The sequence below is a fragment of the Microbacterium shaanxiense genome (assembly GCF_054779995.1).
In genome coordinates this window covers 272,263-288,946 of the sequence record NZ_BAAGXE010000002.1, presented here as the reverse complement: position 1 = coordinate 288,946, position 16,684 = coordinate 272,263, and the positions used below count along the sequence as shown (strand labels likewise).

The following is a 16,684-nucleotide window of genomic DNA, read 5'->3' as shown; positions in this document are numbered from 1 at the left end:
TGCGCTTACAAACCAAATGGTGGATGGATCAATGCACCGCCTGCATCAATGTGCGGAAGCCTCCGGCACGGGCGTGAGCAGGGGCTCGCCGGCGAGGTACGCCCGCAGGTTCGCGAGCGTCAGATCCCGCATGTCCTGGCGGGTCTCGTGCGTACCGCTGCCCACGTGCGGCAGCAGCGTGACGTCGTCGCGGATCAACTGCTCCGGCACATGCGGCTCGTTCGCGAACACGTCGAGACCCGCTCCCGCGATCTCTCCGGCCTCCAGTGCGGCGATCAGCGCATCCTCGTCGACGACCGAGCCCCGTGCGATGTTCACGAGGAACCCGTCCGATCCGAGGGCGCGCAGCACCTCGGCATCCACGAGGTTCACGGTCGACGGCCCTCCGGGAACGGCGACCACGAGGACGTCGGATCGCCGCGCGAGATCGACGACGGATGCCACGTGCTCCCACGGCACGCCCTCGACGGGGCGGCGGGTCGTGTACAGGATCGTCGTGTCGAAGGCGGCGGCACGCCGGGCAATCGCCTGCCCGATGCGACCGAGCCCGAGCACGCCGACCGTGCTGCCCGAGAAGCGGCGGGTCAGCGGGAACCCGCCCGACTCCCATCTGCCGTCACGGAGGAACCTCTCGGACGCCCCGAACCTGCGGAACACGTCGAGCATGAGGCCGAGCGCAGTGTCGGCGACGCAATCGGTGAGCACGTCCGGTGTGTTGGTCACCCTGATGCCTCTGGCAGCCGCCTGCGCGACATCGGTGGTGTCGTATCCCACTCCGAAGTTCGTCACGATCTCGAGGTGGGGAAGCGCCGCCATGAGCTCGGCCGGAACACCGAAGCGGCCGCTGGTGACGACGGCCCGCACCCTCGCGGCATCCGCCGGATCGAGGCTCGCGACGTCGTCGGGAAGACGCACCGCGTCGTACTCGTCGCGGATGGTCTGCTCGAGGGATCCGAGCAGAGGACCGGCCTGGGCGACAGTGCCGGGTGCGACCGACGGAGCATGTGAGGGAAGGTTCGTCATGGCGTGAGACTACGACTCGCGAACGATGCGCGTCCAAAAGCGAACTTGCATGGATTGATGCGCGTGCTGTATTCATGGGGGAAGAACGGCGGAATCACGCGGGTCGCGTCGCGCTCGGCGCAGACAGCCGGGCACCGAGGTCCGATGACACCGGCCGATGCACCCGACGCATCGGTTGACGCCCGTGAAGCGCTCTGCGACATTCACAACGAGCCGTCAGCCATTCGGGGCCGCGGCCGTCCCCTACCTGGAGGAACCGATGAAGCTTTCTTCCCCCCGACGCACAGCCTCCCGAGCGTCGGCCGTCGCCGCCGGAATCGCGTCGATCGCACTGCTCGCATCCTGCTCGGTCGCGAACTCGGAGTCGCAAGGCGGCGGCGAGGGCGGCACGGATGAGACCCTCCGCGTCGTGCTCACGCAGGAGCCGCCGACGCTCGAGGCGTGCGACGCGAACCTCACCTCGACGGGTGTGGTCGTGCGCAGCACGGTCACCGAGCCGCTCGTCGAGCGCAACCCGTCCACCGGTGACCTCGAGCCGCTGCTCGCCACCGAATGGGAGCAGACGGGCGACAACGAATGGACCTTCGCGATCCGCGAGGGCGTGACCTTCCAGGACGGCACGCCGTTCGACGCCGAGGCGGCCGCCTACTCGATCGATCGCGCCGTGAACGGCGACCTCGGCTGCAACGTCGAGGGCTACATCTTCGGTGACGATGACCTCGAGGTCGAGGCCACCGACGCCACCACGCTCACCGTGACCACCCCGAACCCCGACCCGATCCTTCCGCTGAAGCTCTCGTTCATCGAGATCGTCTCGCCTGAGACCTCCAACACCGAGTTCGTGCGCGAGCCGATCGGCACCGGGCCCTACGCGATCGGCGAGTGGCAGGCCGGCACCAAGCTGACTCTCGACCGCAACGACGACTACTGGGGCGACGCTCCCGAGTTCTCGTCGGTCGAGTACCAGTGGCGCTCCGAGGGCACTGTCCGCGCGGCGATGATCACCAGCGGCGAGGCCGACATCGCCCTCGGCCTCAGCGCCGAGGACGGCATCGGCGATCTCGGCGTGAGCTACCCGAACAACGAGACGATCGCGCTGCGCTTCTCCGGCCAGACCGCGCCGCTCGACGACATCCGCATCCGCCAGGCGATCAACTACGCCATCGACCGCGAGGGCATCGTGTCGTCGCTGTATCCCGACGGCGACAAGGTCGCGGCGCAGCTGATCCCCGAGGGCATCGTCGGGTTCAACGCCGACCTCGAGCCGTGGCCGTTCGACGTCGAGAAGGCGAAGTCGCTCGTCGAGGAGGCGAAGGCCGACGGCGTTCCCGTCGACACGCAGATCATCATGCCGGTGCGCACCGCGCAGTTCCCCAAGGTCAGCGAACTCGGTGAAGTGCTGCGCGAGCAGCTCGCCGCGATCGGCCTGAACGTCGAACTGCGCATGGTCGACACCACGCAGCACCTGCAGTACCAGCTGAGCCCGTTCGTGACGAACGAGGGTCCGATCGCGATGCTCGTGCAGCACGGCAACCAGGCGGGTGACGCGCAGTTCACGGTCGAGCAGTACATGCTCACGGGCGGTGCGCAGGCCGAGTTCGGAGACCCGGGTCTGGACGAGCTCATCAACACGGCTCGCACCCTGACCGGCGAAGAGCGCCAGGCCGCGTACGAGGAGGCGTTCGCCTTCGAGCGCGAGAACGTCGTCGCCCTCGCACCGATCGCCCACCAGACCGTCATGCTCGGACTCGCCGACCGGGTGACGTACGAGCCCAACTCGTCCACGGGTGACGAGCTGCGCATCAAGGAGGTCTCGCTCGCGGGCTGACCGCGAGCGAGAGTGAGGAAGGCGGGCGACCATGTGGACCTACCTGAGAAGACGGATCCTGCAGAGCGCATTGCCGCTGATCGCAGTCGTACTGGGTGTCTTCGTGCTCGCCCGCCTCACCGGAGATCCGTCGAAGCTGTATCTGCCGCTGAACGCGACCGATCAGATGCGCGAAGACTTCGCGGCCAGGAACGGATTCGACAAGCCGATCTGGGAGCAGATGGGCGACTACTTCCTCGGGGTGCTGCGGCTCGACTTCGGTGAGTCGCTGCGCACCGGAGAGCCCGCCGCCGAGATGGCCCTGCGTGCCTTCCCCGCCACGCTCCAGCTCGCCGCGGTGACCATGGTGCTGGCGATCATCGTCGCCGTGGTGCTGGGCAGCTGGGCATCGCTGAAGCCCAACGGCATCGCCGACCGGATCGTGAGCTTCTTCTCGATGACGGCGGCTAGCGTGCCGGACTTCTGGATCGCGATCCTCGGCATCTGGATCTTCGCGATCACGCTGGGCTGGCTCCCCACCTCGGGCACCTCCGGCCCGCTCGTGTGGATCCTGCCGATCGCGACGCTCATGCTGCGACCGGTGGGCGTGCTCGCCCAGGTCGTGCGCGGGTCGATGGTGACGGTGCTCGGACAGCCCTACATCAAGGTCGCCCGCAGTCGTGGTGCCGGCGAGATGCACATCGTCACCAAGCACGCGCTGCGCAATGCCGCGGCCCCCGCCCTCACCGTCGCCGGTGACCTCGCCGTCGGCCTCGTCAACGGCGCGGTCGTCGTCGAGTCGATCTTCGGTTGGCCCGGCATCGGCAAGCTCATGATCGACTCGATCCTGCAGCGCGACTTCGCCGTCCTGCAGGCCGCCGTGCTGATCACCGCACTGGCGATCTTCGCCCTGAACATCATCATCGACCTCGGCTACGCACTGCTCGATCCTCGCGTGCGCCCGACGGCCGGCACCCGTGCCCGCCGTCGAGGGCCAGGGGCGATCTCCGACACGAAGGCAGAGGCACTGACGAATGTCTGACGACAACGCATCCACCGTCACCGTCCTCACGCAGAAGGCGCGCAAGACCCGCGGGACGGGCCGTGCGAATCTCTGGCAGCTGCTGCTGAAGGACAAGGTCGCCACGGCCGCCGCGATCGTGCTGGCCTTCATCATCCTCACGGCGATCATCGGCCCGATGCTGTTCGGCGATCTCGCGCAGCGTCAGGATCTCGGCGCCCGCAACATGCCGCCGTTCAGCATGCATCTGGGTTGGGAGTACATCCTCGGCAGCGACTCGCTGGGTCGCAGCCTGCTCGCCCGCATCATCGCCGCTGGCGGCACGACGCTCGGCGTGGCCGGCGCGGCCGTGCTCGTCTCGGCCGTCGTCGGATCGATCTGGGGCATGTGGGCCGGATTCCACCGCGGATGGCGCGAAGCGGTCTCGATGCGCATCGCCGATGTCATCATGAGCTTCCCGTCGCTGCTGCTGGCCGTCGTGATCCTCTACGTGTTCAACCCGAGCGCGGCGAACATCGTGCTCGTGCTGGCGATCACCCGCATCCCGCTCTACCTGCGCACCGCTCGCGCGGAGGCCGCCGAGCTGCGTTCGCGCATGTTCGTTGACGCCGCGACGAACTTCGGCGCCAAGCAGGGCGCGATCGTCTTCCGGCACATCGTCCCGAACGTGCTGCCGACGCTCGTCACGCTCGCGACTCTCGAGTTCTGCTACGTGATGCTGGCCGAATCGTCGCTGAGCTTCCTCGGCATCGGCATCCAGCCGCCGGATGTCAGCTGGGGTCTGATGGTCGCCCAGGGCCGTCAGTATCTCGCCGAGGCGTGGTGGCAATCGGTTCTTCCCGGCCTCGCGATCGTGATCACCACGGTCGCAGCGAACGTCCTCGCCGCCTGGCTGCGTCTCGCGACCGATCCCGGTCAGCGCTGGCGCCTGCAGACGAAGAAGCGGCGCCGACTGATCGGTTCCGTCGTCCCCCAGCGCTGAGCATCCGGTGACGCCCCTCGAGTTCGCACTGCTGGCGCTGGTCATCCTCGCCGCCGCCTGTCTGCAGGGCTCGATCGGGTTCGGCATGGGGATGCTGGCGGCGCCGTTCATCGCGCTCATCGACGCGACGCTGCTGCCGGTGCTCGTGATCGTGCTCGCCATGGTCGTGACTCTGATCGTCGTCGTGCTCGATCGCGCCTCACTCGACCTGCGCGGTGCCGGTTGGGCGCTCGCGGGTCGCGTGCCGGGCAGCGTGGTGGGTGCGGGCCTGCTGACGATCATGTCGACGGCCGTGCTGTCGTGGGCGGTTGCCGCGGTGGTGCTGCTGGGCGTGCTCGTGTCGCTGCGCGGCTGGCATCCCAGGGTGACGCGGTCGACGCAGGCCCTGGCCGGCGCGCTGTCGGGCGTCATGGGCACCACCACCTCGGTGGGAGGCGCGCCGATGGCGATCGTGTGGCAGGGCTCGGACGGGCCGAAGCTGCGCGGCACGATGTCGGCGTTCTTCCTCGTCGGATCGTCGCTGTCGCTGGTCGCCCTGTTCCTCTGGGGTGCGGTGCCGCCGCACGCCGTCCTCACCGCGGCATGCATGATGCCGTTCGCCATCGCCGGCGTGGCGCTGTCGCGCTTCGTCAACCGCTTCCTCAACCGCCGCCGCACCAGGGCGATCGCGCTCGGGGCCTCTGCGCTCGGCGCGCTGACGTTGATCGCCACCCGCCTGTTCGGCATGGGGTGACGCCGACGCCGCTGTCCGCTCAGCGCACCTGCCGCTCCAGGGGAAGACCCGCGTCGAGCAGATCGATGTTCCGCACGATGTCGGCGGCGCGCGCCGTGAACACCTCACGTGCGTGGCCGGAGAAGTGCGGCGTCAGCACGACACGGTCGAGCGATGCGAAACGGTGCACGACGGATGGAGCCTCGGTGCCCTGCGGTGCATCCCACCACACGTCGATCGCCGCGCCCCCGATGCGGCCGGCGGCGAGCGCGTTGTGAAGCGCGTCCTCGTCGATCAGCGCGCCCCGGGCGACGTTGATGATCAGGGCGTCGGGATGCAGCTGGTCGAGCGCTTCGGCATCGATCAGGCCCCTGGTGGCCTCGGTCAGCGGCGCGGTGACGACCACGACTTCGCTCTCGGCGAGGAGCGGATGCAACTGGTCCTCGCCGTACACGCGGTCGAGCAGTTCGGTGCCGGTGCCCGAGGCGTCCGGATGCCGTCGCATGGCGATCACGCGCATCCCGAAGGCCTTCGCGAGGTGGGCGACGGATCGCCCGATCTCGCCGTAGCCGATGAGCCCGAGGGTGCTGCCGGCGAGCGCGCGGTGATACGGCGTGCCCGGTGCCGTGGCGACCGTGCGCCACTGCCCGCTCCGCATCTGCGCGTCGACCTCGAGCACGCGGCGGCGCATCATGAGCGCGGTCATCAGCACATGCTCGGCGATCGCAGGGCCGTGGTGACCGGTGTTGCAGACGGCCGCCGTCGGCACCTGATCGAGATCGATCCGGTCGACGCCGGCGCCCGTCGCATGCACGAGCCGCACGCGGTCGCCTCCGGCCACGTCATCGCCCGTGAGCTGCGAACACACGATCACGTCGGCGCCGTCGATGGCGGCTCGGGCAGAACCGGCGACAGCGGGATCCGCGAAGGTCCAGTCGTGGGGACGCTCCGTGCGGCGCAGCTCGTCGGCGAACGCCGAGATGATCGGATCCGTGACGGCGATCCGCAGCGGGGCACTCACCAGCGCGGGCTTTCCAGGACGAACCCCGCATCGACGCGTTGCATGTAGCCGGTGTCGTCGCGTTCGCGGATGCCGCCGTCGATGTACTGACGATGCAGGCGCTCGAGCGCCTCGGTGTCGATCTCGACCCCGAGCCCTGGCACGGTCGGCACCGAGAGCGCACCGTCGGTGAACGACAGCGCGCCTGGCACGATGACGTCCTCGTCCTCGCGCTTCCACGGCCAGTGCGTGTCGCATGCGTAGTCGAGGCCGGGAGTCGCGGCGGCGAGATGGGTCATGGCCGCGAGGCTGATGCCGAGGTGCGAGTTGGAGTGCATCGACAGGCCCCAGCCGAGGGTCTCGGCGAAGCCGGCGAGAAGGCGCGAACGCTCGAGCCCTCCCCAGAAGTGGTGGTCGGACAGCACGATATCGATCGAACCCAGGCGCACGGCATCCGCGATGTGCGAGAACGCGACGACGCACATGTTGGTGGCCAGCGGCAGGTCGGTGCCGCTGCGCACCTCGGCCATGCCCTCGAGCCCGGGGGTGGGGTCTTCGAGGTACTCGAGCACGTCCTTCAGGGCGTCCGCGACGCGCAGCGAGGTCTCGACGGTCCATGCGCCGTTCGGGTCGATGCGCAGCGGGTGACCGGGGAACGCCTCGCGCAGAGCGAGCACGGCGGCGATCTCCTGGTCGGGCGGGAGCACGCCGCCCTTGAGCTTGAGCGCCGTGAAGCCGTATCCGTCGACGATGTTCCGCGCCTGCGCGACGATGCCGTCAGGAGTGAGCGCCTCTCCCCATTCGTCTGATGCCGCGTCGGGGTGGCCAGCCCACTTGTAGAAGAGGTAGCCGCTGAAGGGCACGGCATCCCGCACCCGCCCGCCCAGCAGTTCGCTGACCGGCACGCCCAGAATCTTGCCGCGGATGTCGAGCGCCGCCACGTCGAACGGCGACAGGACCCGGTCGCCGGTGCTCGTTCCCGTGACCATGCCCGACATGCCGTGCCCGCCCTGCACGCCGTCGCCGGCGACGCCGCGCTCGACCCGCGCCCGCAGCTCGTTGGTCGCGAACACGTCGCAGCCGAGCACGGCGTCGGCGGCGGCACGCAGACGCTGCAGGTGCGCGCTGTCGCCGTAGGTCTCGCCGAGTCCGCGCACGCCGGATTCGGTGGTGACCTGCACGATCGCGCGGAGCGCGAGGGGCTCGTGCACGCCGACGGTGTTGAGCAGCGGAGGATCCTGGAAGGCGACCGGCGTGATGCGGATCGACCGCACGGCGTTCTCCGCCAGCCGGGTGGACGCGGGGACAGACAGCAGGATCTCTTCGGGCATCGCGCCTCCGTTGGTGGGACTGCTCCGACACTAAGGTGGTGACGGATGCGCAGACAAACCAAATTGCGCACTGACTGATGTCAGGAGTGGATCGATGATCTCACTGGTGCAACTCGAGTGCTTCATCGCGGTCGCCGAGGAGCTGCATTTCGGTGCCGCCGCGACGCGACTCAAGATGACGCAGCCGCCGCTGAGCCGGCAGATCCAGCAGCTCGAGCGCGAGCTGTCGACGCGGCTGTTCGACCGGACCAGCCGCCGGGTCGCCCTGACGCAGGCGGGGCGCGCTCTGCTCCCGAACGCACGACGGCTGATCGACCTCGCGGCGAAGGCGGTGTCCGATGTGCGCTCCGTCGGACAGGGCGCGGCGGGCACCATCACGATCGCCTACACGGCGATGGCGGGACAGGCCGTCGTGCCCGATCTGCTGCGCCGAGCCTCCGCCGAGCTGCCGGGGGTCACGCTGCTGCTGCGCGAGCTCGTCTCGCTGGATCAGATGGAAGAGCTCGAGAAGGGCACGGTCGATATCGGGCTGATGCGTCCGCTGCTCGCGCGGCCGCAGATCAGCAGCCGCCCGGTGTATCGCGAACGGCTCGCCGTGGCGGTGTCGAGCGACTCGGAGCTGGCGCAGCGCGAGGAGCCGTTGAAGCTCATCGACCTCAAGGACGAGCGGCTGCTCATGTACTCGCCGAGCGTCGCGCGGTACTTCCACGATCTGCTGCTCTCGATGTTCGTGGCGAGCGGGGTGCATCCGCACATCGTGCAATACGCGGGACAGGTGCCCGCGCTGCTCGCCATGGTGAGCGCGGGCCTCGGGTTCAGCCTGGTGCCGGAGTCCGCCGAACGGATCGCTCCCGACACCGTGACGCTGCTGCCGATCAGCGACGCCGACCCCTCGTCGCGCGTGAACAGCGTCGAGCTCGACATCGCGTGGAACTCCGAGTCGCACAATCCTCTGGTCGAGCGGTTGCTGGCCCTGGTCGAGGACGTCGACGACGAGGAGTGATCCATGCAGCGAGTGCATTGCGCAATGCTCATGTAGTGCTTGATCCGGATGAATCGACCCGCATAGCGTGAAGGAAAACGACCGTGCTCGACGAGGAGGACGCATGCTGCAGGACGACGTCGCCGCGACTGTCGATGAGCCCGCTCGGCACACCGAGTCGGGCGACCCCCTCGAGCGTGATGAGCCTGCCGCGCAGCATCCGTCGCCTGTGCAGGCCGACATCCTGCGCGTCGACGACCTGCGCGTGGCGTACCGGATCGGCGACCGCGAGGTCGACGCCGTACGCGGGGTGAGCCTGAGCGTGAAGCGCGGCGAGGTCGTCGCGATCGTGGGCGAGTCCGGATCGGGCAAGAGCACGATCGCGCAGGCGATCATGAACCTCCTCGCACCGAACGCCGAGGTCACCGGCGGGCGCATCGAGTTCGACGGCGAAGACCTGCTTCCACTGAGCGAACGGCGCTGGCGCAGCATCCGCGGCCGTCTGATGGGGCTGGTCCCGCAGGATCCGGCGCTCTCGCTGAACCCGGTGCGCCGTGTCGGCGTGCAGGTCGCGGAGCCGCTGATCGTGCACGGGCTCGCGTCGAAGCACGACGCCGCGGATCGCGCGGTCGAGCTGCTCGAGATGGCGGGGCTGACCTATCCGGCCGAGCGGGCGAAGCAGTACCCGCATCAGTTCTCCGGCGGCATGAAGCAGCGCGCACTGATCGCCGGTGCACTCGCGGCGCAGCCGAGCCTGATCATCGCCGACGAGCCGACGAGCGCTCTCGACGTGACGGTGCAGAAGCAGATCCTCGACCACCTCGGGCACCTGACCCGCGATCTCGGCACGGCGATCCTGCTCATCACGCACGACCTGGGAATGGCGGCCGAGCGCGCCGACAGGGTCGTCGTGATGAAGCACGGCGAGATCGTGGATGCCGGACCAGCTGCGAAGGTGATGAACACGCCGACGCACGAGTACACCCGCAAGCTCATCGCCGCTGCTCCTCGGCTGAGCGCGCATGCGCGTCGGACGGCAGACACCCAGGCGCGCATCGAGTTCGGCGGAGAGCCGATCGTGCGCGTGACGGAGCTGACCAAGGTCTTCTCGCTGCCGAAGGGCGAGGGCGGACGCCGTTCGCTCACCGCGGTCGATGCCGTGTCGCTCGACGTGCGGCGCGGGGAGACGCTCGCGGTCGTGGGCGAGTCGGGGTCGGGCAAGAGCACGCTCGCGCGGCTCGTGCTGCGCCTGGACGAGCCGACCTCGGGCGCCATCTCGTTCGCCGGCGAGGACATCACGCACACCAAGGGCGAGAAGCTGCGTCAGCTGCGGCGGCGGTTCCAGATGGTCTATCAGAGCCCGTTCGACTCGCTGAACCCGCGGATGACGATCGAGCAACTCATCACCGAGCCGCTGCTGTCGTTCGGCGAGGGGGATCGGTCGTCACGCTCGAAGCGGGCCGTCGAGCTCTCCGAGCAGGTGGCGCTTCCCGACGGGATGCTGGACCGCTACCCCGATGAGCTGTCGGGCGGCCAGCGGCAGCGCGTGGCGATCGCCCGCGCGCTCGCCCTCGACCCCGAGTTCATCGTGCTCGACGAGGCGGTGTCGGCGCTGGACGTGTCGGTGCAGGCGCAGATCCTGCAGTTGCTGGACGAGCTGCAGCGCGAACGCGAGCTCAGCTACCTCTTCATCACCCACGACCTCGGCGTCGTCGCCGAGACCGCCGACCGCGTCGCCGTGCTCAAGCACGGCGAACTCGTGGAGTGCGGCGATGCCGCGCAGATCTTCACGAATCCGCAGCAGGAGTACACCCGGATGCTGATCGAGGCCGTCCCGGCGTTCAGCGCGTGACGCTCTGCGGCGGGTGCCGCAGACTGGACAGATGAGCGAGATCCTCGACCTTCTCCCCTCGGATGCCACGCACGCGGATGCCGAGCGCGTGTTCGCCGAGGCCGGCTGGACGCCGTGCGGCGCCGGCGACTGGGCGATCGCGCTGCGCTCTCCCGACACGACCATGGCCGTGCGGATCAGCCCGTTCGACCCCACCGGTCCGTACACCGCGGAGCTCTATCGCGAGGCGGCGCACACGCGGCAGGTGCCGCAGCTCTTCGCCCATCGACGCCTCGTCGGCGGCGGCGATCTGCAGGTGATGGAGTGGCTCGACGCCGTGGAGGAGCAGGACGCCGTCCAGTTCCACCAGGCGATCGAGAAGCGCGAGGAGTCGGTCGCCGAGCTGGTCGACATCGTCCGTCGCGTCCACGAGCGTGCGCTGCGCGAGCTGCCGTGGTGCGGACCGCTCGATCAGAACCCGTCGAACGTGATGCACGGATCCGACGGCCGCCTCGTGATCTGCGACCTGTTCTACGCCGACGGACCCGACCTGTATGCGACGGCGGCGGCGAACCCTGAACTGGTGGCCGAGCGGATCCCGGAGAGCGAGCGCCGCTTCATGACCGAGATCCCGCTGGCCGTGTCGGGCCCGTGGGATGCGGCGGAGCGTGAGGCCATGCGTGTGGGGCTGGCAGCGGTGGATCGCCGAGGTCAGGCCGACCCCGACGTCACCGGCGCCGGCTGACCGGCGCCGCCTCGACCGCCGTGTACGCCCCCTCTGGGTACAGATCGGGAACGTGCGTCGACACGTAGTCGCTGAGCTGCTTCACCAGACGACGGATGTCATCGCCCGCGTAGTGCGTGCGCTCCCACCCCGCATAAAGGGCAGCGTGCATGGCCGCTCCTCGGTGCACCAGCCGTCGGGTCACAAGGCCGAACCGCGGCGGCTCGACGACCACGCACGGCCCGTGCCCCGCGGCCGATCGCGCCTGGATGATCGGAGCATCCGCCCCGAGGCTCGCCATCTCCAGCGACCACCCCTCGCCCTCCGCGACCTGCTGGATCTGCGCCCAGGCCGCCGATCCGCGCCCCGACGTGAGGAAAGGGCCTGCGAGCATGTCTTTCAGCTCGATCTGCTCGCCGTCGGCGAGCGGATGCGACGCGGGCAGCTGGCAGAACAGCGGCAGCGTCGTCACCCGCGTGCCGCGCAGCCTCGAGGCCGGCGGACTGGTCGTCACCGCGAGGTCGGCTCCGGTTCGCAAGCGGTCGTAGGTCTCGGCGGGTGTCGCGATCATCACGTCGGAGATCGGACCGCCCTCGGCGATGAACGGCGCGAGCACGAGCACGCTGGTCATCTCGGGTGCGGCGACGACGAACGAGCGCTGCTCCTGCACGATGCCGGTCATCACCTCGCGCGCGCGACGACCACGGCGCACGAGGTCGCGGGCCATGGGCTCGAGGCGCTCACCGGCGTAGGTCGTCATCATGCCGTTCGGCATGCGGCGGAACAGCGCGGCACCCACCTGCCGCTCGAGCGAGGCGATCTGCCGCGACACTGTCGGCTGCGTGCGGATGAGCCGTTCGGCAGCCAGGCTCACCGATCCACTGTCGATGACCGCTACGAACGCTTCGAGTTCTCGTTCGCCGTACATGCACAAAGCGTATAGGCATACCCGTTTTTCTCATTGGACGGGCATGACGGAGTGCCGTCAAGATGGCCTGAACCCGATTCCCGACAACTTCCTCCCCGACAGAGAGGGCCGCTTATGGCCGCTTCGCACACTGAGATCTCCCCGGCTCGTCAACGACGGTCGATGGTCGGCGCCTTCGTCGGCACCGCGATCGAGTGGTACGACTTCTACATCTTCGGCACGGCCGCCGCGCTCGTGTTCGGCCGCGTCTTCTACCCGGATGTCGCCCCCGGCGCGGCGCTGCTGGCATCGTTCGCGACCTTCTGGGTCGGCTTCCTCATGCGCCCCGTCGGCGGGCTCGTCTTCGGGCATTTCGGCGACAAGCTCGGACGCAAGAACGTGCTCGTCATCACGCTGATCATGATGGGCGCCGCGACCACCCTGATCGGCTTGCTGCCGACGTACGCGCAGATCGGGATGCTGGCGCCGATCCTGCTCGTCGTGCTCCGCGGCCTGCAGGGCTTCGCCGTCGGCGGCGAGTGGGGTGGCGCGGTACTGCTCTCCACCGAGAACGCCCGGCTGGAGAAGAAGGGTCTCGCCGGTGCGTGGGTGCAGCAGGGGTCGCCCGCCGGATCCATCCTCGCCACCCTGATGTTCCTGCTCGTGGGACTGCTGCCCGATGAGCAGTTCATCACGTGGGGCTGGCGCATCCCGTTCCTGCTCTCCGCGATCCTCGTGGTCGTCGGTCTCGTCATCCGCCTGAAGGTGGAGGAGTCGCCCGACTTCGTCGCGGCGAAGCAGAAGCAGGAGGTCGTGAGCGCGCCCGTGCTCGTCGCTCTGCGCACGGCTCCGCTCTTCATCGGGCTCGGTGTCCTGGCATCCGTCATGGGCATCTCCAACGCCTACTTCTCGAACACGTTCCTGCTGTCGTGGACGACCGGGTCGCTGGGCCTCGACCGACAACTGATGCTCAACATCCTGCTGGGCATGGCGGTGCTCCAATTCATCTGGCAGCCGATCGCCGCGAAGATCGCCGAGCGCTTCGGCATCGCGAAGGTCATGCTCACCGGCCTCGTGTTCAGCGTGCTGCTGACCGTGCCGTACTTCCTGGCCATCCAGGCGGCGTCAGCGCTGTGGATCACCGTCACGCTCTACGCCACGATCCTCGGCAGCACGGCGTACTACGCGCTGCTGGCCACGTTCCTCGCGTCGGCCTTCCCCGCCCGCATCCGGTACTCGGGCGTCTCGCTCGCCTACCAGCTGTGCGCCACGGTGTTCGGCGGTTCGACCCCGCTGGTCGCGCAGTGGATCCTGAACTCCAGCGGCGGCAGCGTCTGGGCGGTCGCGGTGTTCTACGCCGTGATGATCCTCGTCACTATCGCCGGTGTGTGGGGTCTGCAGCGTCAGATCGTGCGGCAGGTGGAGCGGGAGAGCGCGGCCTGACATGCACATCGACGCGATCTTCACCAACGCCCGCATCCGCACCCTCGACCCCGAGCGGCCGTTCGCGCACAGCATCGGCACGCTGGGCGGCCGCATCATCGGCTTCGACGACGACCTGCACGGCCTGGATGCTGACCGCATCGTCGACCTCGGCGGGCATCCCGTGCTCCCCGGGTTCCACGACGCGCATCACCACCTCTCGCTGACCGGGTTCCGGCTCGCGTCGCTGAACCTGCGTCCTGGGGCGGTGAACTCGCTGGCTGAGCTGTACGACGCGGTCCGCGAATATGCGGACGGTCTCGCACCGAATGCGTGGGTAAGAGGATCCGGGTACGACCAGAACTTCCTCGAGGATCATCCGACCGCCGAGGCGCTGGATCGGGCTGCGGGAGGCCGGCCGGTCATTCTGGAGCACGTCTCCGGGCACATGCTCGTGGCCAACACGCGTGCGTTCGAGCTCGCCGGTTATCCGCGCAGGGAGGGCTATCCGGACATCGCGGGTGGCAGCATCCCGCGCGATGCTGACGGACGACCGCAGGGTCTGCTACAGGAGTCGGCGATGGGCCCGATCAATGCGCTGGTGCGGCCCGTCGAGCTGGACGAGGTGCAGCGGAATCTGCAGCTGGCGAGCGATCAGGCGCTGCGCTACGGGCTCACTTCGGTCACCGAGCCCGGGGTCGGCGAGATCCGCGTGGTCGGTAACAGCCCGCTCGATTATCACGCGTATCAGACGGCGGTCGAACAGCGGATGCTGCAGGTGCGGACGACTCTGATGCCGTACATCACTGTCTTGCATCCGTTCGAGGATCTGCCCGACAAGGACGTGCTGGGGCTGGATCTCGGCATCCGCACCGGGCTCGGCGACGACATGCTGCGTGTCGGGCCGGTGAAGATCGTGGCCGATGGTTCGTTCATCGGGCGGTCAGCAGCCATGCACGCGTGCTTCCACGGCGAGGCCGACAACTTCGGTGTGCTGCTGCACGAGCCTTCCCAACTTCGTGACTACATCGTCGGCGCGCATCGCGCCGGGTGGACGGTCGCGACGCACGCGATCGGTGATCGCGCGATCACGCATGTTCTGGATGCTGTCGAAGAGGCGCAGCGCATCGCGCCGCGGTCCGACGTGCGCCACCGCATCGAGCATTTCGCGCTGGCGAGCGATGCGGATATCGCGCGCGCCGCACGTCTCGGGGTGATTCCGGTGCCGCAGGGCGTGTTCCTCTCGGACTTCGGCGACGGCATGGCCGCGGCCGTGGCGGAGGATCGTCGCGACGACATCTACCGTGTGAAGTCGCTGGCGGATGCCGGGATCGTGCTGAACGGTTCGACGGACTCCCCCGTGTCGGACGCGAACCCGCTGGTATCGCTGCGCGACATGGTGCTGCGGCGAACCAGCGGCGGAAACGTGCTGGGCGAGCGCGAGCGCATCTCGATCGACGAGGCCGTGCGGGCGTATACCTACGGCTCGGCGTATGCCGTCGGTCAGGAACGCTCGAAGGGGACCTTGAAGGTCGGGATGCTCGCGGACTTCATCGCGCTCAGCGACGACCTGTACTCGGTTCCCGCGGAGCGGATCGCGGAGCAGGAAGTCACGACGACGGTCGTCGGTGGGGTGGTGGAGTTCGGGGACGTCGGGTAGAGGGTTCAGACCTCGAGAAGTGTGCGCACTTCGGCGACCGAACGCCCGAAGGCGAGTCGGGCGACGCGTGCGGCGAGTTCTGTTCTGACCTGGACGACGGTCGCTCCGTGCGACATCCAGCGTCCACCCTGTTGTGTGAGCTCGAGGCCTGGCCGGGGGTCTGCATCGGGCAGGTCAGGAAGACCCGCGGCGACGCGGTTTTCGGCGCCAAGCATCCCGACGAGCCATGCTTCTCCGAGTGTGTGAGGCCGGATCGACGCGACCGGCGCGCCGCCGACGAACACTTGGAACATGGTGTCAGCGCGCTTCACTACCCACGGCTTGCCCGGGTGCGTGAACTCGCAGGCGACGTCGGCGTGCAGGGTCACGTCAGCGCCATAGTGCTGGATGGCATCGACGCACTCGGAGGTCAGCAGCCGGGCGTCGATCTCGCGCTCGCGGCGGAGAAGTTCGGCCCGGTACTTCTCGCGCGCGATCAGGGCGTATTCGCGTTCGAGTTCTCGCAGGTTGGCGCGGGCACCGTGGGCGAGACGGTCGAAGAGCCAGCCGGGATCGATCTGAAGGAAGTAGCGGACGTGGATGTCGACCGGGCCGCGTCTGAGCTTGCGGTCTTCGACGAGAAGTTGCACACCGTGATCGACCGACCAGACTGCGGCTGCCGCGCCGTCGACGACGACGACCCATGACCACCCTTGTGCTTTGATTTCGGGTGAGCACTGCTCGATGGCGGCGCTGAGCAGCGTGCCTCCGGAAATGGTGGTCGTGTTGGCGTGCGACTTGGCGTCGTCGCCCATAGCGACGCTGTCGCGGTCGACGTGGACGTCGATGGTCTTCCAGGGCATGGGGATGAGCCTAGTTCGCAGAGCTGCAACGCCCAGCGGAACTCAGCAACATGCTCATCGAGTGCGCGGATCTTCATTCCAGGAGCTGGCGAAAGGGTCTTGAGAAGAGACTTCGGTGCCGACGGATCGTCGAGCTGTACGCGACGATCCGTCGACGGGATCAACGCTGGCGACAGTGATCGCACATACGGTTGCCCCCGGTTCCGGCTACGCGGTTCCGCGGTGGAATCTGGACGCCGCTGGGACAGTCGTTGTACACGTGGTGAACGTCCGGATTGCTGGGATTGCTCGAATGGTAGGCGGGGACTCGCATGGTGCTCCTTTGCATCGTCGGGCCGAATTGTTCGTCTCTCGTATCAGGAGCCGGTTCGTACCCTCCTGATACGTGGAGTCGGCATCAGATCGACACTTCGCGCTTCCGATATATCGGTAGTCTCAGC

General features: G+C 68.3%; 14 protein-coding genes. 9 read left to right on the top strand and 5 right to left on the bottom strand.

Annotation, left to right across the window (positions count from 1 at the left end; genetic code table 11):
• Positions 1-45: 45 nt before the first annotated feature.
• The gene (locus tag ACYVG2_RS06280; protein WP_460780184.1) at positions 46-1,023 is read right to left on the bottom strand and encodes a 2-hydroxyacid dehydrogenase; all 978 of its coding nucleotides are present in this window, start codon (positions 1,021-1,023) and stop codon (positions 46-48) included.
• 259 nt (positions 1,024-1,282) lie between these two features.
• Between ACYVG2_RS06280 and ACYVG2_RS06275 the strand changes: the two genes are divergently transcribed.
• The 4 genes from ACYVG2_RS06275 to ACYVG2_RS06260 are packed head-to-tail and all read left to right on the top strand — an operon-like array spanning position 1,283 to position 5,566.
• Entirely contained in the window at positions 1,283-2,851 is a 1,569-nt protein-coding gene (locus ACYVG2_RS06275) for an ABC transporter substrate-binding protein (protein ID WP_460780183.1), read from the top strand.
• A 31-nt stretch (positions 2,852-2,882) separates the two neighbouring features.
• On the top strand, positions 2,883-3,872 hold the full coding sequence (locus ACYVG2_RS06270; RefSeq protein WP_460780182.1) for an ABC transporter permease: 990 nt from the start codon (positions 2,883-2,885) through the stop codon (positions 3,870-3,872).
• Entirely contained in the window at positions 3,865-4,833 is a 969-nt protein-coding gene (locus ACYVG2_RS06265) for an ABC transporter permease (protein WP_460780181.1), read from the top strand. The genes ACYVG2_RS06270 and ACYVG2_RS06265 overlap by 8 nt, the downstream gene beginning before the upstream one ends.
• A gap of 7 nt (positions 4,834-4,840) precedes the next feature.
• Positions 4,841-5,566 (top strand): sulfite exporter TauE/SafE family protein, encoded by a 726-nt coding sequence (locus ACYVG2_RS06260; protein ID WP_460780180.1) that lies wholly within the window; start codon positions 4,841-4,843, stop codon positions 5,564-5,566.
• Positions 5,567-5,585: 19 nt separating this feature from the next.
• Here ACYVG2_RS06260 and ACYVG2_RS06255 read toward each other — a convergent pair whose 3' ends face one another.
• Positions 5,586-6,566, bottom strand: coding sequence for a 2-hydroxyacid dehydrogenase (locus ACYVG2_RS06255; RefSeq protein ID WP_460780179.1), 981 nt, complete (start codon positions 6,564-6,566; stop codon positions 5,586-5,588).
• On the bottom strand, positions 6,563-7,876 hold the full coding sequence (locus ACYVG2_RS06250) for a glucarate dehydratase family protein (protein ID WP_460780178.1): 1,314 nt from the start codon (positions 7,874-7,876) through the stop codon (positions 6,563-6,565). Before ACYVG2_RS06250 ends, ACYVG2_RS06255 begins: the two co-directional genes overlap by 4 nt.
• 94 nt (positions 7,877-7,970) lie before the next feature.
• On the opposite strand from ACYVG2_RS06250, the gene ACYVG2_RS06245 reads away from it, so the two are divergent.
• The 3 genes from ACYVG2_RS06245 (at position 7,971) to ACYVG2_RS06235 (ending at position 11,434) form a co-directional block, all read left to right on the top strand.
• Positions 7,971-8,879 carry a LysR family transcriptional regulator gene (locus ACYVG2_RS06245; protein WP_460780177.1) on the top strand — a complete coding sequence of 303 codons (909 nt, stop codon included), beginning with the start codon at positions 7,971-7,973 and terminating at the stop codon, positions 8,877-8,879.
• A 103-nt stretch (positions 8,880-8,982) separates the two neighbouring features.
• Positions 8,983-10,710 carry a dipeptide ABC transporter ATP-binding protein gene (locus ACYVG2_RS06240; RefSeq protein ID WP_460780176.1) on the top strand — a complete coding sequence of 576 codons (1,728 nt, stop codon included), beginning with the start codon at positions 8,983-8,985 and terminating at the stop codon, positions 10,708-10,710.
• Between the two features lie 31 nt (positions 10,711-10,741).
• Positions 10,742-11,434 (top strand): hypothetical protein, encoded by a 693-nt coding sequence (locus tag ACYVG2_RS06235; RefSeq protein WP_460780175.1) that lies wholly within the window; start codon positions 10,742-10,744, stop codon positions 11,432-11,434.
• Here the strand turns inward: ACYVG2_RS06235 and ACYVG2_RS06230 are convergent.
• On the bottom strand, positions 11,418-12,341 hold the full coding sequence (locus ACYVG2_RS06230) for a LysR family transcriptional regulator (RefSeq protein ID WP_460780174.1): 924 nt from the start codon (positions 12,339-12,341) through the stop codon (positions 11,418-11,420). The genes ACYVG2_RS06235 and ACYVG2_RS06230 overlap by 17 nt on opposite strands.
• 162 nt (positions 12,342-12,503) lie before the next feature.
• On the opposite strand from ACYVG2_RS06230, the gene ACYVG2_RS06225 reads away from it, so the two are divergent.
• Together ACYVG2_RS06225 and ACYVG2_RS06220 are read left to right on the top strand one after the other, a co-directional pair.
• On the top strand, positions 12,504-13,763 hold the full coding sequence (locus ACYVG2_RS06225) for an MFS transporter (RefSeq protein ID WP_460780173.1): 1,260 nt from the start codon (positions 12,504-12,506) through the stop codon (positions 13,761-13,763).
• Position 13,764: 1 nt separating this feature from the next.
• Complete coding sequence (locus ACYVG2_RS06220; protein WP_460780172.1) at positions 13,765-15,402, top strand: amidohydrolase; 1,638 nt, start codon at positions 13,765-13,767, stop codon at positions 15,400-15,402.
• Positions 15,403-15,407: 5 nt separating this feature from the next.
• On the opposite strand, the gene ACYVG2_RS06215 is transcribed toward ACYVG2_RS06220, so the two are convergent.
• A complete protein-coding gene (locus tag ACYVG2_RS06215; protein WP_460780171.1) occupies positions 15,408-16,244 on the bottom strand; it encodes a hypothetical protein in 837 nt (278 codons plus the stop codon).
• Positions 16,245-16,684: the final 440 nt, after the last annotated feature.